This is a genomic window from Solibacillus sp. FSL R5-0449 (assembly GCF_037975215.1).
Classification (GTDB): Bacteria; Bacillota; Bacilli; order Bacillales_A; family Planococcaceae; genus Solibacillus.
The window spans coordinates 2,887,289-2,910,485 of the sequence record NZ_CP150239.1 but is presented as its reverse complement, the minus strand read 5'-3'; the positions used below and the strand labels follow the sequence as shown (position 1 = coordinate 2,910,485).

General features: G+C 42.5%; 22 protein-coding genes and 1 tRNA gene. 18 read left to right on the top strand and 5 right to left on the bottom strand.

Going from position 1 to position 23,197, the window contains the following annotated elements:
• Nucleotides 1-155: 155 nt before the first annotated feature.
• Complete coding sequence (clpP, locus tag MKY27_RS14570; RefSeq protein ID WP_339196014.1) at nt 156-746, bottom strand: ATP-dependent Clp endopeptidase proteolytic subunit ClpP; 591 nt, start codon at nt 744-746, stop codon at nt 156-158.
• A 187-nt stretch (nt 747-933) separates the two neighbouring features.
• On the opposite strand from clpP, the gene MKY27_RS14565 reads away from it, so the two are divergent.
• The 5 genes from MKY27_RS14565 (at nt 934) to MKY27_RS14545 (ending at nt 4,977) form a co-directional block, all read left to right on the top strand.
• Nucleotides 934-1,005: transfer RNA gene (locus tag MKY27_RS14565), tRNA-Arg, on the top strand.
• Nucleotides 1,006-1,744: 739 nt separating this feature from the next.
• Nucleotides 1,745-2,524: a basic amino acid ABC transporter substrate-binding protein gene (locus tag MKY27_RS14560; protein WP_339196012.1), complete on the top strand. Its 780-nt coding sequence runs from the start codon at nt 1,745-1,747 to the stop codon at nt 2,522-2,524.
• 30 nt (nt 2,525-2,554) lie between these two features.
• Entirely contained in the window at nt 2,555-3,256 is a 702-nt protein-coding gene (locus MKY27_RS14555) for an ABC transporter permease subunit (protein ID WP_014822776.1), read from the top strand.
• Complete coding sequence (locus MKY27_RS14550) at nt 3,257-3,979, top strand: amino acid ABC transporter ATP-binding protein (protein ID WP_079524429.1); 723 nt, start codon at nt 3,257-3,259, stop codon at nt 3,977-3,979.
• Between the two features lie 203 nt (nt 3,980-4,182).
• Entirely contained in the window at nt 4,183-4,977 is a 795-nt protein-coding gene (locus MKY27_RS14545; protein ID WP_339173399.1) for a basic amino acid ABC transporter substrate-binding protein, read from the top strand.
• A gap of 58 nt (nt 4,978-5,035) precedes the next feature.
• On the opposite strand, the gene MKY27_RS14540 is transcribed toward MKY27_RS14545, so the two are convergent.
• Both MKY27_RS14540 and MKY27_RS14535 read right to left on the bottom strand, forming a co-directional pair.
• Nucleotides 5,036-5,281, bottom strand: a complete 246-nt coding sequence (locus MKY27_RS14540) for a Parvovirus coat protein VP1-like protein (protein ID WP_339199743.1) — start codon at nt 5,279-5,281, stop codon at nt 5,036-5,038.
• A 104-nt stretch (nt 5,282-5,385) separates the two neighbouring features.
• Nucleotides 5,386-6,633, bottom strand: coding sequence for a Zn-dependent hydrolase (locus tag MKY27_RS14535; RefSeq protein ID WP_339196010.1), 1,248 nt, complete (start codon nt 6,631-6,633; stop codon nt 5,386-5,388).
• Between the two features lie 125 nt (nt 6,634-6,758).
• On the opposite strand from MKY27_RS14535, the gene MKY27_RS14530 reads away from it, so the two are divergent.
• The 9 genes from MKY27_RS14530 (at nt 6,759) to MKY27_RS14490 (ending at nt 18,862) form a co-directional block, all read left to right on the top strand.
• Nucleotides 6,759-8,297: a PucR family transcriptional regulator ligand-binding domain-containing protein gene (locus MKY27_RS14530; RefSeq protein WP_339196008.1), complete on the top strand. Its 1,539-nt coding sequence runs from the start codon at nt 6,759-6,761 to the stop codon at nt 8,295-8,297.
• A 134-nt stretch (nt 8,298-8,431) separates the two neighbouring features.
• Nucleotides 8,432-9,787 carry an aspartate aminotransferase family protein gene (locus tag MKY27_RS14525; RefSeq protein ID WP_339196006.1) on the top strand — a complete coding sequence of 452 codons (1,356 nt, stop codon included), beginning with the start codon at nt 8,432-8,434 and terminating at the stop codon, nt 9,785-9,787.
• Between the two features lie 14 nt (nt 9,788-9,801).
• Complete coding sequence (locus tag MKY27_RS14520) at nt 9,802-11,319, top strand: CoA-acylating methylmalonate-semialdehyde dehydrogenase (RefSeq protein ID WP_339196005.1); 1,518 nt, start codon at nt 9,802-9,804, stop codon at nt 11,317-11,319.
• A gap of 844 nt (nt 11,320-12,163) precedes the next feature.
• Nucleotides 12,164-13,561 carry a dihydropyrimidinase gene (hydA, locus tag MKY27_RS14515; RefSeq protein ID WP_339196004.1) on the top strand — a complete coding sequence of 466 codons (1,398 nt, stop codon included), beginning with the start codon at nt 12,164-12,166 and terminating at the stop codon, nt 13,559-13,561.
• A gap of 215 nt (nt 13,562-13,776) precedes the next feature.
• The gene (locus MKY27_RS14510) at nt 13,777-15,114 is read left to right on the top strand and encodes an NAD(P)-dependent oxidoreductase (protein WP_339173387.1); all 1,338 of its coding nucleotides are present in this window, start codon (nt 13,777-13,779) and stop codon (nt 15,112-15,114) included.
• An 11-nt stretch (nt 15,115-15,125) separates the two neighbouring features.
• Nucleotides 15,126-16,409 carry an NAD-dependent dihydropyrimidine dehydrogenase subunit PreA gene (gene preA, locus MKY27_RS14505; protein WP_339196003.1) on the top strand — a complete coding sequence of 428 codons (1,284 nt, stop codon included), beginning with the start codon at nt 15,126-15,128 and terminating at the stop codon, nt 16,407-16,409.
• 113 nt (nt 16,410-16,522) lie between these two features.
• Nucleotides 16,523-18,004 (top strand): NCS1 family transporter, encoded by a 1,482-nt coding sequence (locus MKY27_RS14500; RefSeq protein ID WP_339196002.1) that lies wholly within the window; start codon nt 16,523-16,525, stop codon nt 18,002-18,004.
• A 19-nt stretch (nt 18,005-18,023) separates the two neighbouring features.
• On the top strand, nt 18,024-18,236 hold the full coding sequence (locus tag MKY27_RS14495; RefSeq protein WP_339196001.1) for a hypothetical protein: 213 nt from the start codon (nt 18,024-18,026) through the stop codon (nt 18,234-18,236).
• A 170-nt stretch (nt 18,237-18,406) separates the two neighbouring features.
• On the top strand, nt 18,407-18,862 hold the full coding sequence (locus tag MKY27_RS14490; RefSeq protein WP_339196000.1) for a nucleotide-binding protein: 456 nt from the start codon (nt 18,407-18,409) through the stop codon (nt 18,860-18,862).
• Nucleotides 18,863-19,012: 150 nt separating this feature from the next.
• Here the strand turns inward: MKY27_RS14490 and MKY27_RS14485 are convergent, their stop codons facing one another.
• Complete coding sequence (locus MKY27_RS14485) at nt 19,013-19,189, bottom strand: asparagine synthase (RefSeq protein ID WP_079524417.1); 177 nt, start codon at nt 19,187-19,189, stop codon at nt 19,013-19,015.
• 148 nt (nt 19,190-19,337) lie between these two features.
• Complete coding sequence (locus tag MKY27_RS14480; RefSeq protein ID WP_339173375.1) at nt 19,338-19,949, bottom strand: spore coat protein; 612 nt, start codon at nt 19,947-19,949, stop codon at nt 19,338-19,340.
• Nucleotides 19,950-20,046: 97 nt separating this feature from the next.
• Here MKY27_RS14480 and MKY27_RS14475 point away from each other — a divergent pair, with 97 nt between their 5' ends.
• The 4 genes from MKY27_RS14475 to MKY27_RS14460 all read left to right on the top strand — a co-directional run bounded on the left by MKY27_RS14475 (nt 20,047) and on the right by MKY27_RS14460 (nt 23,181).
• Complete coding sequence (locus tag MKY27_RS14475; protein ID WP_339173372.1) at nt 20,047-20,637, top strand: LemA family protein; 591 nt, start codon at nt 20,047-20,049, stop codon at nt 20,635-20,637.
• Between the two features lie 62 nt (nt 20,638-20,699).
• Nucleotides 20,700-21,473 carry a TPM domain-containing protein gene (locus MKY27_RS14470; protein WP_339195998.1) on the top strand — a complete coding sequence of 258 codons (774 nt, stop codon included), beginning with the start codon at nt 20,700-20,702 and terminating at the stop codon, nt 21,471-21,473.
• Between the two features lie 275 nt (nt 21,474-21,748).
• On the top strand, nt 21,749-21,982 hold the full coding sequence (locus tag MKY27_RS14465) for a glutaredoxin family protein (RefSeq protein WP_339195997.1): 234 nt from the start codon (nt 21,749-21,751) through the stop codon (nt 21,980-21,982).
• Between the two features lie 137 nt (nt 21,983-22,119).
• Nucleotides 22,120-23,181, top strand: a complete 1,062-nt coding sequence (locus MKY27_RS14460; RefSeq protein ID WP_339195996.1) for a sugar-binding domain-containing protein — start codon at nt 22,120-22,122, stop codon at nt 23,179-23,181.
• Nucleotides 23,182-23,197 lie beyond the last annotated feature (16 nt).

Here is a 23,197-nt window from a genome sequence, read left to right as displayed (position 1 = left end):
GAAAGCGTCCCGGAATGGAAATCAATTTTTACGCACAGCGAAAAAATGCCATTTTTCTCCCAGAGAGAAAAATGGCATTTTTGGATTATGTCTTATATTATTTTTTGAATACAAAAAAGCATACAAGACGAATCTTGTATGCTTGAATGGATCGATTATTTTAATTCGTTACGCTCATAAATTTTGTCGATAAGACCGTACTCTAATGCTTGCTGTGCAGACATGAAGTTGTCACGATCTGTGTCGCGCGCTAACGTTTCGTAATCTTGGCCACTGTTTTCAGCCATGATGCGGTTTAATTTTTCACGTAAGTGTAAAATACGTTTCGCAGCGATTTCGATTTCTGTTGCTTGACCTTGTGCTCCGCCAAGTGGTTGGTGAATCATTACTTCAGCGTTTGGTAATGCAACACGCTTGCCTTTTGCACCAGCAGAAAGCAGGAATGCACCCATTGAAGCAGCCATACCGATACAGATTGTTGAAACATCAGGTTTGATGAAGTTCATCGTATCGTAGATCGCCATACCAGAAGTGATCGAGCCACCTGGTGAGTTGATGTACAGGTAGATGTCTTTATCTGGATCTTCAGCTTCTAAAAATAATAGCTGTGCTACGATAGAGTTTGCAACATTATCGTCAATCCCACTACCTAATAAAATGATGCGGTCTTTAAGTAAACGTGAATAGATGTCATATGCACGTTCGCCGCGGTTTGTTTGTTCAATAACTGTAGGAATTAAGTTCATTGAAAAATCCTCCCTTTGTTAAAGCTTATATTCGATTACTTTTGCTGAAATTGACAAATATTTCAGCTGTAAACCTATCATACACGTATTAGTCAGTTATGGTCAAATATAAACTCTGATTTTTACAGTTGAAAATAAGGGGTTCCATCTGTATAATGAAAAAAGTTGCTCATATACTTATTTATATGTCCTCGTGGTGTAATGGATAACACTTCAGATTCCGGTTCTGAGGCTGGGGGTTCGATTCCCTCCGAGGGCGCTTTCTTTTTTAAAGATTATTGATCAGCATGAAGTAAAAATAATCTTTCTCTTCCATTTTTCTACAGTTTATTTTTGACGCTACACTATAAGTTTCCGAAACCGAACTAATTTAAACGCTCTTCACTTAAAAAAACAAAATTTCTTTATAAAAAAGTACATTTCCTACTTGAATTATATGTAGAAAATTAGTACATTATTAAATGTTGTGTTTTTACAAAACTAGTTAGATAGACCATACTATCATGTCCTTTAGGGGGCACCATTTTACTGTTTTAATATACGTTTCAATATCAATTGTAAAAAAACATCTGAGGTTTTTTTGCAATAGAGAATGAAGTTTTAGTAGGATAGAAGGAATCACTGTACCGGTTCTTTTTATCCTTCATTCGTTCTCTAACTAAATAATAATTTCAAGACTGTATGAGAGGAGCTCCTCTTGTGCGGTCTTTTTTGTTTTAGTAAAAATTCTTTATAGAATTAACATATATTATAAAAAACAGGGAATATATGTAATGGAAAGTGAGGCTTTTTAGAAGGGGGATACAATAATGAAATAGTAAATGATTGAATAAATATTAAATTATATGCAAATAAACCGTCGATTTTGTTATATTAATTCATCATACTGCAATAATAATCAATTTTTTAAAAATTAAATGTTGTATATTAATTGTGGAATTAATATAATTGAACATGTTATTAACAAAAAAACTATTACATCCAGGAGGATATTCATAATGAGTACTAGAAAACTATTTAAATGGGCAGCACCTTTAGCAGCAGCTTCGATGATTTTAACAGCATGTGGAGCAGACGAATCTTCATCAACAGGTGATAAAGAATATAAGAAAATTGTTGCAGGTACGGAAGCTACATATGCACCATTCGAATACTTAGATGATAAAGGCAATGTTGTTGGATTAGATTCAGAGATTTTAGCAGCGATCGGCGAAGAGATGGGCATCGAGACAGAAGTGAAAAATGTAGGCTGGGACTCAATGATGAGCCAAGTAACAAATGGTGAAGTGGATATGGGTGCAGCAGCGATTACAATTACAGATGAGCGTAAACAAACTTATGACTTTACAGATCCTTATTATGAAGCGACGTTATTGATCGTGACAAAAGAAGGTTCGACAGTGGCATCGTTAGAAGATATTAAAGACAAAAAAATCGCGGTGCAAATCAATACGACAGGTCATATCGCAGCTCAGGAACTTCAAGGTGTTGCAAGCTCGAAGATTTTAGCTTATGAAAACTTCTCTGTTGCTCTAACAGAAGTACTGACAGGTGCAGCAGATGCCGCAATCGGTGATAATGCAGTAATTTTAGATTACCTTGAAAACAATCCTGATTCAGGCTTAAAAGCAGTGGAAGATGACTCATTCGAAAAAGATTACTTCGGCTTTATGGTGAAAAAGGGCAACAAAGAGCTATTGGACATTTTAAATGAAGGTCTTCAAAAAATTAAAGACAATGGCAAGCTAGCTGAAATTACAGGTACAGAAATCGAATAAGCTACATTTTAATTTATTGGAGGGTTTCAGATGGATTTTTTTGATTTTTTCCGTTGGGATATAATCTGGAACTACCGTGAACTATATGCAAAAGGACTTTGGGCGACTATTGTTTTAACAGCATGTGGTTATATTGGTGGGATCATATTCGGTCTAGTTTTAGGATTAGGCCAAGTTTCAACAAAAAAGTGGATTTACTGGCCGGCGAAAATCTATGTCGACGTATTCCGTGGTACGCCAATGCTCGTACAATTATTATTAATTCACTTAGCGGTTATTCCGACTATTTTCGGAACATCACAAGGTTGGTGGGTATCGGGTATTGTCGGACTGATTTTAAACAGTGCTGCATATAATGCAGAAATTTTCCGTGCAGGGATCCAGTCGATCGACAAAGGGCAAATGGAAGCTGCAAGGTCTTTAGGATTAACGCAAAGCCAGGCGATGCGCAAAGTTATTTTACCGCAGGCGTTCCGTCGAATGATTCCGCCTTTAGGAAATGAATTTATCGCACTGTTAAAAGATTCTTCACTTGTAACGGTAATCGCCGGAGCCGAAATTTTATACGTAAGTAAAGTAGTAGCCGGAACGTATCAGCGTTTCTGGGAGCCGTATTTATTCGCGGCGTTCCTATACCTTGTATTGACGTATGCTGTAACGAAGCTCATTGCATTTATCGAAAGACGAGTGGATATCAATTACAACCCACGTAAGAAAAAGGAGCGCGCGTAAATGATTAAAGTAGAAAACTTACACAAGCATTTTGGCAAGCTCGAAGTGTTAAAAGGGATCGATTATGAAGTACATGAAAAAGAGGTAGTTTGTGTCATCGGGCCATCTGGTTCTGGGAAATCAACGTTTCTTCGCTGCATGAATTTGCTGGAAGAAGTAACGGATGGGGCAATCTATATAGAAGGTACTAAAATAAATGATCCGAAAACAAATATTAACGAGATCCGTACAGAAGTAGGAATGGTGTTCCAGCAGTTCAACCTATTCCCGCATATGTCGGTCATCGATAATATTACGATGGCGCCAATGCAAATTCGCCAGCTGAACAAGGCGGATGCCGAAAAACTGGCACTGGAGCTATTGGACAAGGTCGGTTTGCGTGAAAAGGCATATAACTATCCGCAGCAGTTATCAGGCGGTCAGCAGCAGCGTGTAGCGATTGCCCGTGCGTTGGCGATGAAGCCGAAAGTGATGCTGTTTGACGAACCGACGTCAGCCCTTGACCCGGAAATGGTGAAAGAGGTTCTGGAAGTAATGAAGAACCTTGCAAAAGAAGGGATGACAATGGTTGTCGTCACACATGAAATGGGCTTCGCACGTGAAGTCGGCGACCGTGTACTGTTTATGGATGGCGGCTATATCGTAGAGCAAGGCCACCCGGATGAAGTATTCGGCAACCCGCAAAACGAACGTACAAAAGCCTTTTTAGGAAAAGTTCTATAAAAGCAGTGGGAACTATCTTCTATTATGATGAATAGTAGAAGGTAGTTTTTTATATTTAGTAGAGAGCACAGATGGTTGGAATGCAGGGGAGGCGACTCCTTGGTGAATCTTTATAACGTAAACTATCAGAAGATTTAGAATTTCGTATTGTGTGGCTTTACTAAAAAATGTATAATCTTAACAAAAATAGAGGGGGTTTTATAATGTTCAAGACGAAGAAATTTTTAATAACAATGCTGCTCATGACATTAACGATCATTTTAGCCGCATGCGGAACATCAGATGATGAAACATCAGGAAGTGCAACAGCCGGAGAAGGTGGCGGTAAAAAGCTGCTAGTCGGAACAGAAGCAACATTTGCACCATTTGAATCAATGAATGACAAAGGTGAGATTGTCGGAATCGATGTGGATATTATGAACGCAATCGGTGAAGAAATCGGTTCGGAAGTCGAATTCCGAAATGTCGGTTGGGAGCCGGTATTCCAACAAATTACGAACGGTGAACTGGACTTAGGTGCATCAGGCATCACAATTACAGAAGAGCGTAAAGAAACGTATGACTTCACAGATCCATATTATGAAGCGTCATTGATGATCGTTGTAAAAGAAGATTCACCAATCGAAACATTGGATGAGTTAAAAGATCAAAAAATCTCGGTTCAAATTAATACAACCGGCCATATTGCCGCACAAAATCTGCAAGGAAAATCAAGCTCAAAAATTTTAGCTTATGAAAACCAGCCAGTTGCATTCCAGGAAGTAATCAATGGTGCAACAGCAGCAGCGATCGGCGATAATGCCGTTGTAATCGAATACTTAAAGAACAATCCGAATTCAGGACTAAAAGCGATCGAATCGGATCAGTTCGAAAAAGAATATTACGGCTTCATGGTGAAAAAAGGGAACAAAGAATTATTAGACCGCTTAAATGAAGGCTTAGCAAAAATTAAAGAAAACGGTAAGTTAGAGGAAATTACAGGTCAGAAGATTGATTAATTAATTGAAAACACAGGCATGAAACCTTTTGAAAAGGAATTCATGCCTGTGTTTTAGTTTATATTAGAAAGTCCTTTAACCGAATTGCTCTAGAAAATAAATTTGCGTCCCTCCCCATTTTCGTTGAGGGGTTTTTGTATTGATTTAAACATTGCTGGAAAATTGCGTCACAATATCGTTTATCATATCCACTTGCATAGCAAGCATCATGGTTCAGACAGCAATTATCTACTTCATTCGTTGGTGCACCAGGTCCAGTGCATCCCGGACCGCAGTAACGGTAACCAGGAAAGCAGAACCCCATTGCAGGACGTCTCATCATCCCACCTCCTTCTAGTAGGTTCCATATATAGTATGTTCACCTAATAAGAAGAGGAGGGCAATTCTATTAATTTCATCATAAAACCATTAGTTTACACTAGCAGACTTTACGGGTGACACCGAAGATTCAGCTACTTTCAATACCGCATTCAGAAGGACATCCGCACCATTTGAACATTCTTCGTAGGAAGTATATTCATCTTCGCGGTGACTATAGCCTTTCGCACTTGGAACGAAAATCATCGTAGAAGGAATGTACTGTGCAATAAATTGTGCATCGTGGCCGGCACCGCTGAACATATGATGGCGTGAGTAGCCTAGTTCATCTGTGCTTGCTGCAACAGCATGAACAACTTCCGGTGCGAAATACACCGTATCACGGCTCCATAGTTTTTCATAGCTCAACTCGCAGTTTTCGATTTCTTTTGGCAGGTCAAAAATAATTTGCTCCACTTGCTGAATGACTGCCGGGTCCTGGTGGCGGGATTCCAGCGAGAAGGTAACACTACTTGGGATGACTGTATGAATATTCGGGTAGGCATTGATGCGCCCGATTGTATAGACAAGATCTTCAGGAAGCTGTTTTAGTTTATTTTGCAGAATTGAAATGATTTGCATCGCAGCAAACATGCTGTCTTTACGCATGGAAATAGGGGTAGTGCCCGCATGGTTCGATTCGCCGGTTAACGTAATATCATAGCATACCATGCCAAGAACGCCTTCCACGACACCGATCTCTTTTTTATAATATTCCAGCACGGGACCTTGTTCAATATGAAGCTCCAAGTAGGCATGTGCCTCTGTCAGACGGTTTGAAACGTCGCCTTCATAGCCGCTTTCTTTCAGGGCTTGTTCAAATGTTACGCCTTTAGGGTCAGTTGAAGCGAGCATCTTTTCCTTTTCGAATTTTCCAGAAAGAACACCTGAAGCCATTAGTGAAGGTTCGAAACGTGCACCTTCTTCATTTGTGAAGTTTACAATCGTGATAGGATGATTCAGTTCGAGTTTTTTATCGATAATCGTTTGGACGGCTTCCAGTGCAGTTAAAACACCTAGCACGCCATCGAAGCGTCCGCCTTTAATCACTGAATCCAAATGTGAGCCGATGACAATCGGTAAATTATCGGAGTTGGAAGGAAGTGTTGCATACATTGTGCCCATATCATCAACCGTTACGGTCATACCGAGCTGTTCGCAAATTTCCTTGAATTTGTTGCGCGCGAGAATATCTTCGGGAGATAGGCTTAAACGTGTGACACCGTTATTTTCTGTTGCCCCAAATTGGCTGAATAAATCAATCATATTTTGAAGTCGTTCGCGATTTGTTTTTAACATAAAAGTCCCCCTTAAATTCAATAATATATAAACATTAGCACTAGCATATAACAAATTAATATATACTTAATGTAAAATGTTACAATAATTGTATGGACGAATTGTTAATGATAGGGGGGCTGCTTATGTTAACCGTAAAAGAAGTTCTAAATCGAAAGTACTTTGAATCAGCGAAGGTCGTTGCAGGTCAAACCGGCTTAAATCATGCGATTAAATGGATTCATATATTGGAAGTAACCGATGTGAAGCAGCTTATTAGAGGAAATGAGCTCATTCTGACGACAGGCGTCACTTTAAAAGATAATGAACAAGGCTTTTTGAATTTTGTGAAGCAACTTAGCGATTTGCATGTAGCCGGGCTTTGTATCGAGCTGGGGATGTATATTCAAACCGTTCCGGAAAGGGTTATGAATCTGGCAGATGAACTGGATTTCCCGCTCATCGTTTTTCAGGAGATTGTCCCGTTTGTCGGCATTACGCAAGATTTGCATACAGCAATCATTCATCAGCAATACGATATTTTAAGGCAGCTCGAAGATTATTCCCAGAAAATTAACAACTATGTTTTGAAAGTAAATGATAAAGTAAAGATTTTGCAGTATATGCAAAAGTATTTGAATGTGGATATTTATTTTGATGTGAAAAGAGGAGCAAGTCTCGCAATCCCGGATAAAAAGATTGAAAATTGCAAAAAGTACATCGACCGTTTAAGTAGTAAACATAAAGCAAGTATTGAAGTGAATTTATTTGATCAGTTGTACGGCACGGTTTATATCTACTCGGAAAAAAGAGAAATGACGGAGTTGGATTTGCTTATTTTGGACCGTACTGTTGTTACGCTTTCGCAATTTATTTTAAGAGATTTATATATTGAAGAAAAATTGGAGAGCGAGAACCGAAAATTTTTCGAGAAGTGGCTTGAAGGTGAAAACAGCGATGACGAGCTGCTTTATTTTATCGAAGAGATCGACCAGAAGTTGAAGCATAATGGCTGGATGGTTATGATTCATCAGCTGAGAAGGAAAAATGCGAAAAAAGATTTAACGAACTATAAAATCAATCTTCGTCAGGCGCTGCAGAAGGAAGGGTTTTACACATTTATTGTCGAGCAGTCCCAATATTTGATTTTCATCGTCAATGACCTGGCGCAGGGAGCTACGTATAAAGAGCGGATGAACCGTGTGATGAATGAGGTGATCCAGCAAAATAAACAGGACATGCTGATCGCTGTTGGGAAATATGTTTCGCATTACAATGAATTGAAGGAAAGCTATCAAACTGCACAGGAAACATTGCAGATTCGGATGAAACATATGGAGCTTTCGTATTTTTACGATGAACTGGTGCTGTACCATATGGTGAAAGTGCTGCAAAACAACAACAGTCTCATGCAGGCGGCGAAGGAAAAAATCGAAAAGCTCAGCCAGTATGACTGCAAGCACAATGCAAATCTGATCCAAACACTCGATGTGTATTTTCAGTGTAACGGACTGAAAAAGGAAACCGCCGAAAAACTGTTCATCGTCCGCCAAACCCTTTATCACCGCCTGGAAAAGGTGGAGCAGATCATCGGCAATGATTTTATGAAGTACGAAAACCGCCTCTGCCTGGAGATTATGCTGCTTATGACGAAGCATAATTATTATGAGGGTGTGAAGGTTTAGGAGGCGTGGTCTAGTAAGCTCTTTGGCCTTAATGTGAAATCGAGTTCAACATCCATTTGACACTATGTATAATGCCCTTATTCTTCCAATAAGCGAAAATAGAAACAGAGTTTAGGAATGTAGGAGGGAAATGCATGAGCCAATATGTAGAGTATAACTGGAAAGCAGATGACGAAAAACATGTATGGCACTCGATGAAGCCTTATAACCCGGAAGCAACATTTATCGTTGAGCGAGCGGAAGGGGCTTGGCTGACAGACATCGATGGCAATAAATATTTAGATGCAATGGCAGGGCTTTGGTGTACAAATATTGGTTATGGTCGTAAGGAGATTGCCGACACAGCTTACGAGCAAATGCTTAAAAATTCTTATACACCGCTAACGAACGGACACACACCGGCGATTTTACTGAGCCAGAAAATCAGTGAGCTGCTTGGTGATGAATATGTTGTCTTCTATTCGAACAGCGGATCGGAAGCAAATGAAGTGGCGTTTAAAGTGGCAAGACAATATCATCAGCAAAAAGGTGATACGAACCGCTATAAAATCATTTCCCGCTACCGTGCTTATCATGGAAGTTCAATGGGCGCATTGGCAGCAACAGGCCAAGCGCAGCGTAAATATAAATACGAGCCGCTTGCACCCGGCTTTTTACATGTAGCACCACCTGATCAGTACCGCAATCCGGAAGAAGCGGTAAATGGTGATGCTATGACATTGCCTAGTGTGAAAAATATCGACCAAGTAATGACTTGGGAAATGTCTGAAACGATCGCCGCGGTCATTATGGAGCCGATCATTACAGGTGGCGGTGTCATCATGCCGAATGAAGATTACTTGAAAGGCGTAAAGGAAGTGTGCGAAAAACACGGAGCGCTGCTGATTGTTGACGAAGTAATCAATGGTTTCGGACGTACAGGTAAAGCGTTCGGATTCCAGAACTACGGCATTAAGCCGGATGTTGTGACGATGGCTAAAGGGTTAACAAGTGCTTACATGCCGTTATCAGCAACTGCGATCCGCCGTGAAATTTACGAGCAGTTTGTCGCAAATGGGGAATATGAATTTTTCCGTCATATTAATACATTTGGCGGTTCACCCGTCGCTTGTGCGGTCGCACTGAAAAACATTGAAATTATGGAGCGCGAAAATTTATTCGAGCAATCCGTTGTACTCGGAGAATCGCTGAAGCGCACATTGAAAGAAAATCTCGAGGATCATCCTTATGTAGGCGATATCCGCGGTAAAGGGTTACTGATCGGGATTGAGCTTGTTGAAAATAAGGAAACGAAAGCACCGCTCGATGTTGAGCGCGTCAATGCAGTGATTGCCTACTGCAAGAAAAAAGGCGTCATTATCGGGAAAAACGGTGTAACGGTTGCAAACTTCAATAACGTATTAACACTGTCACCGCCGCTTTCAATTTCTTTGGAGGAAAAGGACCTGATTGCCAATACAGTGATTGAAGCAGTGAACAGTATTAAATAAGGGGGATCTTCATAATGACAGAAGCAGTTTCGGTAAAAAAATTAACACATTTTATCAATGGGGAATTGGTCGAAGGGAAGAGCAACAACTATTCGAAAGTTTATAACCCGACGACAGGCGAAGTAATTGCCGAAGTTCCGATTGCGACAGCTGAAGAAACACGTGAAGCCATTGCAGCAGCAAAAGCGGCTTTCCCTGCATGGCGTGATTTATCTGTTGCGAAGCGTGCGGAAGTATTGATGCGTTTCCGATTTTTACTGACAGAAAATATGGATCAGCTGTTGGATATTATTTGTACGGAGAGCGGGAAAACGTTGGAGGATGCGCGCGGTGAGGTGACTCGCGCACTGGAATCGGTTGACTTGGCAATCGGTGCGCCTCATTTAGTAAAAGGGGAATATTCGGTAAATGTAGGTGGTCAAATTAATGCCTACTCTGCGAAATATCCTTTAGGTGTCGTGGCGGCAATCTCGCCATTCAACTTCCCGATCATGGTGCCGTTAGCGCAAACTTCGATGGCGGTTGCTGTTGGGAATGCGGTTATTTTAAAGGCATCTGAAAAGGTACCGATGACTTCACTGTTTGTCAGTGAGCTATGGAAAAAAGCAGGACTGCCGGATGGGATTTGGACAGTAGTGAACGGCAGTAAAGAGGCGGTAAATGAGCTATTGGAAAACCCGACTGTTCAGGCGATTTCATTTGTCGGTTCAACACCTGTTGCAAAATATATTTATGAAACAGGCTCAAAATACGGCAAGCGCGTAACGGCTTTAGGCGGCGGGAAAAACAATATGATCGTTATGCCCGATGCGGATTTAGAGCAAGTAGCAAACGCGTTTATCGGTGCGGCATACGGCGCGGCTTCTCAACGCTGCATGGCAATTTCGACAATTATGCCGGTTGGTGAAGAGACGGCTGACCGACTTGTTGCGATTTTGAAAGAGAAAATCAGCAACTTAAAAGTGGGCAGCTATAAAGAAGAAGGCACGGATTTTGGTCCGGTCATTTCAAAAGAGTCGAAAGAGAATATTTTGAAAGCAATTGATCTAGCTGAACGTCAAGGGGCGACGGTTGTAGTGGATGGCCGTGAACTGGATATCGTGAAAAACTCGGAAGGCTTCTTCGTTGGTCCGACATTGCTGGACAATATTACGAAGGAGATGGAAATTTTCGATGAGGAAGTTTTCGGTCCGGCTCGTAATGTCGTGCGCGTAAACTCGCTGGCGGAAGCGATTGATTTCATTAATGGTCAGGATCTGGCGAATGGGGTTACGATTTTCACGAACGATGGTGCGGCAGCGCGCAAGTTTACAATGGAGATCGATGTCGGCATGGTCGGCGTCAATGTACCGATTCCAATCCCTGTCGGCTATCATAACTTTGCCGGCTTCAAAGGTTCGCGCTTTGGTGAAGGGCATATGTTTGGTCCGGATCAGGCCCGATTCTTTACGAAAACGAAAACAGTATCGGAACGCTGGCCAGACACAACAGAAACAACAGCATCGACATTCGCTTTCCCTAGCAATAACTAAAATACGTGCAGAAACAGCTTAATTCCAGGATGTGGGGTTAGGCTGTTTTTTTGTTTAGGGGTGGTGTGCTTGCAGCGGGAGGGAGGTTTTAGTAGAAGATTGGGGTTGGTGGACATAAATTTAAGTTCAGGTATGGGCAGGTTTATATTTTATTAGAACATTTGCGGCGGATATTAGAAGAAGTTGGCCGGTTATTAGAACAGTTCTCGAATTTAGTAGAAGATTGAGTAGTAATAAGGTTAGCGGACCCTGTTTTTGGGGTGGGCGGATGCGGGTTCGCGGTTTTATTAGAACATTGCGGGCGGATATTAGAAGAAACGCCGTGGATATTTGAAGATCGGGAGGGGATATTAGCACATTGCACACACATATTAGAACAATAGACGATTATATTAGAACATCCAAAGTTTATTAGAACAAATAAAAATATATTAGAACATCCTCCTAATATATTAGAAAACTTCACCCACGAACCTCACTTCTAGTAGAAGCCCAAACCAAAACCAATACATTATGTTAGAAAAGTTTACGCAAAAACAGTATATTTCCTAACAACTTTTAACCTTTTGTCTAAAATATTTACGGAAAAAATTACCTTTTGTATATTAAATTTAGTCAAAATATTCAGTAAAGTTATGTATATGAAGGATTCGCAAGGATTTTCGCCAACAGAAAATATTTTTGAAATTTTTTCTGTTAATTAGATATTATGTTACTAATTGTTACATATAATACTATATATTAAATTATATGCTAAAAAACTAGTAAATATTCTCAAATACTAGGATGCACTTTGGTTTTTCATTTTTTCAATAGAAGTTACTAGAAAACTAGGAGGGTTCATATGAAAAAGATTATTACTGGGGGAACAATTGTTACTGCTGCGGATACATTTAAAGGGGATGTGCTGATCGAGGATGGGATCATCACTCAAATTGCAGCGAAAATAGATGATGCAGATGCGGAAATTATTGATGCAACAGGAAAGCTTTTATTCCCGGGTGGTATTGACCCTCATACCCATCTCGATATGCCGTTCAACAACACGGTAACAGATGATGACTGGCAATCTGGAACAATTGCTGCGGCATACGGGGGAACAACGACAATTATCGATTTCTGTATTAGTGCGGGCTCGCCTACATTGATGGATGCGATCGATACATGGCATGGCAAAGCGAAAGATAAAGCCGTAATCGACTATGGCTTCCACTTAATGATCGGTGATTTAAACGAACAGCGCTTGCAGGAATTACCGGAAGCGTTGGAAAGAGGCGGAATCAGCTCGATCAAAGTGTTCCTTGCCTATGCAAAAGAATTCCAGGCGACGGACCGGACATTATTCCAGGCGTTTAAAGTCGGGAAGAAGCTTGGCGCAACGGTAATGGTCCACTGCGAGAACGGATCGGTTATCGATGAGCTAGTAGAAGAAGCGAAAGCGAATGGTCAGACGGAGCCGATTTATCATGCGCTTACTCGTCCGCCTGAAGTAGAAGGGGAAGCGACGAAGCGTGCGATTGAGCTGGCGAACTTGGCTGGAGCGCAATTATATATCGTGCATGTCACGTGTAAAGAAGCGGTCGATGAAATCATTTCGGCACGTAATAAAGGCTACAACGTGTTAGGTGAAACATGCCCACCGTATTTAGTGCTTGACCAGACAGCATTGGAAAAGCCGAACTTTGAAGGTGCGAAATATGTATGGTCTCCGCCGTTACGTCCTGTAGAGCATCAGGAAGTATTGTGGAATGCATTGAAGGCGAAGCAGCTGCAGACGATTGGTTCGGACCAATGTTCATTCAGCTTCAACGGCAAGAAAACATTAGGGAAAAACGACTTCTCGAAAATCCCGAACGGTGGACCGTTTATCGAAGACCGTTTCTCTGTCCTGTATTCAGAAGGGGTTGCAAAAGGACGCATTACGGAAAACGAGTTTGTCGATATGATTTCAACACAGTCTGCGAAGATTTTCGGGCTGTTCCCTAAAAAAGGGACAATCGCGGTTGGTTCGGATGCCGATATCGTATTATTCGATCCGACAGTGAAACGTACGATTTCTGCGGAAACACATCATATGAATGTGGACTACAACGCATTTGAAGGGCTGGAAGTGACGGGTGAGCCACAAAGTGTGCTAGTGCGCGGTGAATTTGTCATTCAAGATAAAAAATTCGTCGGACAGCTTGGAAGCGGCAAGTATATCCGTCGTGAAGTAAAAGGATCCACTAAAGTAACTTCATAACAAGGTCAATTACGTTCTCGTAATTGCGTCCAGATTCGTGGATCAGCCAGCCTTTGTTGCACGACGCAACATTTAAAGGCTGGCATCCATTTCACTAAAAAATCTGTGACATCTGCCGGGGCTTATTTTTATCCAGCAGGTAGTTGGGTATCGGCTGGATAAAGATACAACAGCTAAAAGTAATAACAAATCAAACTGGAGAGGGTTGTTATGAAATGAGCAATAGTTTAGCGAAGAACTTTGAAGAGATATTTGATGGGTTAACAACATACGCGGCAACTGTTGAAGCGAATCGTTGTTTGTATTGCTATGATCCGCCATGTGTAAAGGCGTGTCCAACGAGCATTAATATTCCGAGCTTTATCAAGAAAATTGCTTCGAATAATATGAAAGGTTCTGCTCGTGTCATTATGGAATCAAATCCGGTAGGCGCTAGCTGTGCGCGCGTTTGTCCAACAATCGAGCTTTGTGAGGGGGCTTGTGTGTTGAACAGTGAGGAAAAACCGATTCAGATTGGTCATCTTCAGCGCTATGCAACGGATTGGCTGCGTGAATCGAACGTCAATCTGTTTACACCACAACCGACAAACGGCAAGAAAATCGCGATTATCGGAAGCGGTCCTGCAGGGTTGTCAGCTGCACGTGAACTGGCATTGCTAGGATACGGTGTGACGATTTTCGAAGCGGATGAAAAAGCGGGTGGCCTGAATTACTACGGCATCGTGTCATTCCGTCTGCCGCAAGATGTGGTGGAGTGGGAAGTGCAGCAAGTACAAAACCTTGGCGTTGAAATTAGAACAAGCACGAAGATCGGCGAGGATGTATTGGTTGATGAACTGCTTGAAAACTATGACCGTATCATTGTAGCGGTAGGTATGGGCAAAGTGCCGATGCTTGGCATTGAAGGCGAAGAGTTGGACGGTGTGTATGATGCGATAGATTTCGTAAAGGAATCGAAATCTTCATTTACTGATCGCGTACTGGGCAAAAAAGTGCTCGTTATCGGTGCAGGTAATACGGCGATTGATGCAGCGACATGTTCTGTAAGACTTGGTGCTGAGCAGGTGCAAATCGTTTACCGTCGTACATCGAAAGAAATGACGGCATATGATTTTGAATTTGATTTTGCGAAGCAGGACGGTGTTGAATTCAGATGGCTGACATTACCGAAGCGCATTATCGGCGACGAAAACGGTAAAGTGATCGGAATGGAATGCATCAAAATGAAGCTGACAGATATCGAAGGTGGAAAAGGGACATTAACGGAAATTCCTGGTTCTGAATTTGTGATTGAGGCGGATGCGGTAATTCGGGCGATCGGCCAAACGAAGCAGTATGAACTGATCGAGCATTTAGGCTTGGCGAATACTCGCGGTGTGATTGATGTGGATCACAACAGCCTGAAGACATCCAATCCGAAAATTTATGCTTGCGGTGATGTGATTTACGGCAACGGATACGGTGAGGCGACAGTTGTATCGGCGGCGCAGCAAGGCAAAGATTCGGCTTACGCGATTCATTATGAACTAAACGCAAATTCAGAAATTGCATAGGGGGAATTGAAATGGCAGATTTACGAATAGATTTTGCTGGTATTAAGTCACCTAATCCTTTTTGGTTGGCATCGGCACCACCGACAAACTCTGGCTATCAAGTGCAGCGTGCATTTGAAGCGGGGTGGGGCGGCGCTGTATGGAAAACGTTGGGCGACCCTATTTTAAATGTTTCCTCTCGCTTTGCTGCGGTTAGTTTCAATGGTCAGAAGGTAGCGGGTTTCAATAATATTGAGCTCATTACAGACCGACCGCTTGAAGTGAACTTAAAGGAAATTTATGAAACGAAAAAACGCTTCCCGGATCATACGATCATCGCTTCATTGATGGTCGAGCCGAAAGCCGAAAAGTGGCATGAAATCGTGAAAAGAGTCCAGGATGTTGGGGTAGATGGCTTCGAATTAAACTTCGGCTGCCCACATGGTATGGCGGAACGTGGCATGGGAGCCGCTTCGGGTCAAGTACCTGATCTGGTAGAAAAACAGACATATTGGGCGAAAGAATATGCGGAAGTACCGGTTATCGTCAAACTGACTCCGAACATTACGGATATTACTGTAACGGCGGAAGCAGCAGTGCGCGGCGGTGCGGATGCGATAAGTATGATCAACACGATCAATAGTTTGGCGGGCGTTGATCTGAATTCTTGGAACACGATTCCGCATGTTGGCAATAAAGGGGCACACGGAGGTTATTGTGGACCGGCCGTGAAGCCAATTGCACTGAACATGGTGGGCGAGTGTGCGAGAAGTCCGTATATCAATTTACCGATCTCCGGAATTGGCGGGATTTCGAACTGGCAGGACGCTGCTGAGTTCATCCTGATGGGTTCGACGAGTGTGCAAGTTTGTACAGCGGCAATGCACCATGGCTTCAGCATTGTTGAAGATATGATCGATGGTTTAAGCAATTATTTAGATGATAAAGGCTTAACATCGGTGATGGATTTAGTCGGCAAAACAGTACCGAAATATTCGGACTGGGGAGATTTAGACTTAAATTATAAAGTTGTTGCGGAGATCAATAATGATGTTTGCATCAACTGTAATAAATGCCATATTGCCTGTGAAGATACGTCTCATCAATGTATCGATCTGTATACAGAAGATGGCCGTCCAATGCTGAAAGTGCGTGAGGAAGACTGCGTAGGCTGTAACTTATGTTCGATCGTGTGTCCGGCAGAAGGTGCGATTACGATGAAGGAACTTGTTCCGACACAACCGCCGATGACGTGGAACGAAAGACAAAAGCTAATTGCAGGATTTGCTCCAAGCAGTTCAAGTGTTGCAAGGTAGTTGGCGCAAATTTTTAAAAGGATGCTGTCAGTCTACCCGCGTCGCATGTGCGGCAACGGGTGACTGGCAGAATCCTCTGTAGACCAAAAAATTGAATAAAGAGAGGTGTAGCGATGTCAGACAGAAAAGACGCAAATAGCAACTATTTAAAATCACCAGATTTACTTCCTGTCACACACGAAAACCGAAGTATTAGTATGATGGGCTTTGGGGTTATCTGGGTAGGGATGGCCATCGTACTCGCCGCATTCGCAATCGGTGCGGGAGGAATTATCAATCTTAGTATGCCGATGCTCATCCTGGCGACACTGGTCGGCTCGATTCTAATCGGGATCTTCATGGTCGTCATCGGGGATATCGGTGTTGAACACGGTTTATCGTTTCCTGTTTATATGCGTGCGCCATTCGGAACAATCGGCACGCACTTCCCGTCATTTGCCCGTGCATTTACAGCATCATGCTGGTTCGGGATCAACACATATTTCGGGGCACTGGCGATCAATGGTATTCTGAACATTTTGGTCGGCTTTGACAACTGGTTTATCTGTTTCCTGGTATTCGCGACGTTGCAGTTGTTCAACGTATCGCTGGGAATTAAATCAATTGAACGTTTCGCGGATTTCGCTGCACCGGTCATTATCTTTATTTCGATTTGGATGTATTTGCAATTATCTGCTGAAGCGAAAGAGCAAGGCAAAGCGGTATGGTCATGGGTGGAAGCACCGCAAACAGGTTTCGAACAGTTTACGGCATTCATGGTAGTCGCTACGGCGATCATGGGCTTCTGGGCGACATTGGCTGCAGATATGCCGACACTTTCTCGTCACTTCAAAGCACCGAAAAATGAGCGTAACTGGTTCAAACGAAATAAAACACAGTTACTTGGCTCTTTAGTAGTTCAGCCGATTTTCAATACACTGATGATCGTCATCGGTGCGGTATGTTATATGGCGACTGGTTCAGGTGACCCAATCAACGCACTTCAGCAAGCGGCGGGCGGTTTTGTCCTTGTGATGCTGTTATCGATGATCGTACTGGCACAATGGTCGACAAATACTTCCGCGAACGTTATTCCGGCCGCGACGATTTTCTCGAATATCGGCGGACCGAAAATACCGTTCTGGGTAGGTGTAGTCGTTGCCGGTATTGTCGGGACGGTTGTACAGCCTTGGAGCTTGTTTGATGTTTTAAATAGCGTCCTTCTTGTTGTAGGAGGTATCCTTTCTTCGATTGTCGGTATATTATTTGCTGACTATTACTTGCTTCGTAAGCGACGAGTAAATGTAAAAGACCTTTATGAAGCGGAAGGGCAATTCCGCTATTTAAAAGGTGTCAATGTAGCGGGTATTATCGCTTGGGTAATCGGCGGGCTGATCGCGAATATTTGGCCATCATTCTCTTCGCTAATCGGTTTCTTTGTAGGGGCAGCGCTTTATTATGTGCTGGCGAAATTCTGGTGGTTCAAGAAGTATCCGCAAGCGGAAATTGTCAATCCGAGCGATGACGAATATTTAGGTATTACAGCAGGACGCAGCTGGGAAATTGATGCTGTTCCAGAACCGATTGGTGTAGAGCAAACAGCTTCAACAGATTAAATGTAAACGAGGTGCGGTCATGTCAGAATTTCAGTTTGTAGAAAAAGAAATTCAGCAAATTGATGAACTGCTTGCTGAAAACTATATTATAAAAACGATCGATGAGAATCTGGAAGGAGCTTTCGTTACGTTTATCAATCCGGCAACTCATGATGAGCGTTTACTGCATATTAAAATGGCAGACACAAGAAAATACTTCTCCAGTAAATTAATGGAACAATTAAGCAGTTGAAAATTAGAGGGCCAGGCGCATTTCCTTACGGGATGCGCCTTTTTATTTAAATGGCGCTGAAAAATTTTTAACGAGGGCATATTTCGACATGGAAATACATATTGTGAAGAAGAACAAGTGGATGCACCAGTTGAATCCAGAAAAATTTCTGATCGAAGTGGAGGGTTATTATGGGTGGAGGTAAAGGCACATTTCAGAAATGGAGGAAGAAAGTCAACAAGAAGGTGACAACGCTTAGCAGCAAAACGTCTTTTGCGGTCGACCGGTCCAAACTGCGAAAACAAATCAATGGAATCGAAGAAGAGATCAGAGTGCTGAAACAGCAAATCGGGGAAATCGTCAACTTGAACCGCAACAGCCTGTTTTCAGTCAGCATGGTGAATTATCAGCTCGCGCAAATTGAGGCGAAAGAAAACACGATTGCGCAGCTGGAAAGAGATATTGAAGAATTGAATGAGCTCAGCAAATTAGCGGGTGTCGAAGAGGAGGAAATCAAACCCGACCTGAAAGCAAAGCAAACGATCGACGATATTACGGCGTCCTATATATACAATTGCGCCAACTGTAATGAAGTGTACGATGAACCGAAAAAGTTTTGCGAGGAGTGTGGATATAACATGGATTAGCGCTTATCGTTGAAATTTGCGATAAGCTGAGTAAAACAAAGTTAAAAGGAGGAAGACCAAAATATAGAACGCCCAACTTTCTTTACACTTTAGAAAGTTGGGCGTTTCTTTGTGGAGAAAGCAGATTTCTTTACATCCGCTTTTTCCTGATTACTTACGATGTTCTACAAGGTCAATTGCCCCTAATACAATATGGGCAAGGCCGAAACCGAAAATGGTATTGGCAATCATTTTGTTCGTACCGATTTTTTGTTTCATCGCATACCCCGTTGCAGTGACAGCTGATCCAAGTACAGTCGGAATTAAACCTTCACGAATATTTTTCATAAAAGCCCCTCCTTCATCGTAGTAGGTGAAACGAGCACCGTTCCTATTGTTTGTACTTCTGTGTGAAGTATTTATTGTAAATATTGGATAAATTATTTAGCAATTTTGAAACTATACAATGATTTGTTCGTATAGTTTATTGGGCATACTAGTTAGGCATATTTTTTGCTTGTTCTGCTTGGCCGTACATATTGAGCATTGTGCTCATATCCTGTGGTGACAGTTGTGGTACTTGGTAATAGCCTTTTTTGTTTTGATACAGTGAAAGTTCATAGGCCATTTCGATACAGTTTGGTACTGAATCTTGCAGTACACGACGAACAACAGGGTTTGTGCTTTCTAAAGCAGCAACTGTTTTCCCTGAAGCACCCATTTTATGGACACTTAGCAAGAAGCCTGAAATAATCGCATCATTAATTTCGTTTGCTGAAGTGATCGGTTTTTTCGCTTCACCAGGTTTGATGCCGTAAATTGTATCGTTCCCCATGTTCATATTATAGCTGCGTGTAGGATGTTTTGGATCATGACCTGTTTTAAAGGCTTCCATTGTAATGTTGTACTCATCAAGCATAAATGCGTACTGACGATCCAAAATAGATAAAAGCTCGCTGTCTTGAACTTGATCACGGAGCAGGACGAATTGGTTTAATCCGCCGATCATCGCGCTTAGTACTTCATGAACATCCAGTATTTCATGGGCACCATGATTTGTTGAAAAAGGCATTTGATTGTCTTGAGATTGGGATGATTGGGTAAACATGAATTAGTAACCTCCATAGTAAGATATTTCGAATACTCTTATTGTGGAAACGAACAGTAATTTTATACGCATTTTTAAAAAAGAGAGGATGGGGCAAATGTTTAAAAAAAATGAACGAGGCAGTGCTGTATTAGTCGCCCTTATTGCAATTGTTGCATTAATCGTCATTGCGGCGATGCTTGTCGTGCCAAAATACAACAAACTTGTTACAGGCGAAGAGACAGTGGACGCAGCTTGGGCACAAGTCGAAAACCAGCTGCAGCGCCGATTTGATCTAGTGCCGAACTTGGTAAATACGGTGAAAGGCTATGCCGAACATGAGGAAGAAATTTTCACACAGATTGCAGAAGCCCGTACACAATACGGGAATGCCAATACAGTAGAAGAAACGGCGGACGCAAACAATGAGCTGTCTTCTGCATTATCCCGTTTACTTGTTGTAGTGGAAAACTATCCGAATTTAAAAGCGGATGTACAATTTACTCGTTTAATGGATGAACTGGCAGGAACGGAAAATCGTTTAACGGTAGCGCGTAAAGATTACAATGACACGGTTCAGCAGTTTAATAATGATGTTCGCCGCTTCCCAGGAAACTTAATCGCAGGCATGTTCAGCTTTGAACAAAAAGACTACTTTGAAATTAAAGAAGGTGTGGAAGAAGCACCGGCTGTTGATTTTGGCGATTAATGATTGGGAATAATGAAGCTTGTCGGCAATATGACCGGAGCTTCTGAAAAGGGGGACTGTATGTGAGATTAGTGGTATCACTTCTTATATGGTTAATGCTCGTACCGCTCCAAGCGATGGCAGCCATACCGGAAAAACCGGCCTACAATTCTTACGTGTACGATTATGCGAATGTGCTGTCCGATGATGTGGAGCAGAATTTGATCCAGTCGGCAAAAGCGCTAGAAGGGTCAACGGGAAATGTCATTGTCATGATGACGATAGATACGATCGATGGAATGGACGCGTTTGAGTTCGGTACGGAGACAATGCGCAGCTGGGGTATCGGTGATGAAGCACTCGATAACGGGATGCTGATCTTTGCGACAACCGAGCAAGGTGAAGGTGAAAATGATGTCTGGATTACGGTCGGCGGCGGCCTTGAAGGAGATTATCCGGACGGGAAGCTTGGCAGCATGATCGATACGTATATGTTGCCGTATTTAGCGAATGATGATTATACAAATGCGTTCGCTAGCATCTTCTCCGTTTTTTATGAAGAAATGGGTGGTGAAGCAGGCGGCGCGGATCTAGTACAGCCTGTTGCGTCAAATGAAGATGATGGGATTTCAATCGGCTTTATAATTTTCATCATTATTATTTACTTCATCATTACGAAGTTTGGCGGTGGCGGTGGCCCAGGCGGACGCCGACGCACAGCACGCCGAGTATACCGCAGCGGTGGTTTCGGTGGATTCGGAGGCGGCGGCTTCGGCGGAGGTGGCGGTTCATCGGGCGGCTTTGGCGGCTTCGGTGGCGGCGGCTCATTCGGCGGCGGCGCGGGCAGGAAGTTTTAGATTGAGGTTGGGGAAAGGGAAGCATCTCACTCTTTGGGTGGGGTGCTTTTCTTTGTTGTGGGGATTTTCTAATAAGGTGGAGAGATGTTCTGAAGATGAGAACGAGGTGCCGATTTTCTAATAAGTTGTCGGATTGTTCTAATAAACAACCGCAAACTTCTAATACCGCAACCGAACCTTCTAATAAACCAAAAAATCTTCTAATAAAATCCCGGCGCACACCACCCACTCCACCCAAACTCCGCTATAATAATAAAAAAAGGGAGGAACTGCCAATGATCATCAAATATTATTCGAAACCGGACTGCGGACTTTGCATCGAAGGGCTCCATACATTAAAAATCGTACAGGAAGATATCGACTTTACGATTGAGCACTATAATATAGAAGAAGACGATGAAGCGCATGAAAAATATATGCTGATGATTCCGGTTGTGGAGTATAACGGGGACGTTATTCAATATGGGCAGCTTGATTATGCGACGTTGTACGAGGCGCTGGTGGACTAGTCATCGGTGCCTGTTCGCTATTTTTTGTAATAAATTCGGTCAGATAAGTTGCAAATCCCTCCGAGCCGATCTATAATAAAGACAGAAATTCTTTTTTTACCCTATGTGGGACATAAAATATTTATGTGGGACATATATTGTCCAAAGTAACTAATCAGGTAGGTGGTTTTTTGACGGATATTTCATTTTTTGCAGCTGAGCGTAAACTAATACCTGAAATTGATGCTCTTTTTCAAAAGAGATTTCGAGTTTTACAAGCAATTGCGACATTTAGCCCGATTGGCAGACGTGCTTTAGGTGAACAGCTACAGATGACAGAGCGTGATATCCGGAACGAAACAACGGTCCTGAGCGAACAGCAATTGATCTTGATTCAAAAAAAAGGCATGATTTGCACGCCAAAAGGGTATGAAGTAATAGAGCAGCTTTACGAACTGTATCGTGAGCTTTCCGGTATTGTGGCGATGGAACAGCAGCTTACAAACATCTTTGGCATCGCACGAGTCATCATTGTGCCAGGTGATGCCGAACAGGATGAAACGGTAAAGCAGCAGCTCGGTAAAGTTGCGGCACAAGTATTACAGCAAATCGCACCTGCGAAAGCCAATATTGCGGTAACAGGCGGCAGCAGTGTTGCATCGATGAAGGAATATTTATCGGACGTCCCGGTGCTGAGTGACGCGAAATTTATTGCGGCACGCGGTGGTATGGGGGATGAGATGACATTCCAGGCGAATACCATTGTTTCGAAGTTTTCAAAAAGATGCGGGGCAACATACCGCACATTGTTTTTGCCGGAGCATTTAAGTGAGCAGGCGTATGAAGCGATGAAGGATGAACCGATTATTCGCGAGATGATCACACTTTATGAACAGGTGGACATCGTGATTCACGGAATCGGGGCAGCACAGGAAATGGCGCTTCGTCGTAAAAGTTCACAGCATGAGCAGCAGTTACTTGAAGAAAAGGGCGCGGTTGCCGAAGCGTTCGGCTACTATTTCAATGCAAATGGTGACACGGTTCATCATCTGAGGACAATTGGAATCCAGCGTGATCAAGTAAACAAAGCGAAGCATGTTCTTGCCATTGCGGCAGGCAGAAATAAGGCGGCTGCGATTCAGGCGTATTTTAAAAATGCCGCATCGCAAACGATTTTGATTACAGATGAACAAACCGCAAGTACGATCCTTAAGAATTAAACATGTTTTTAAAAGT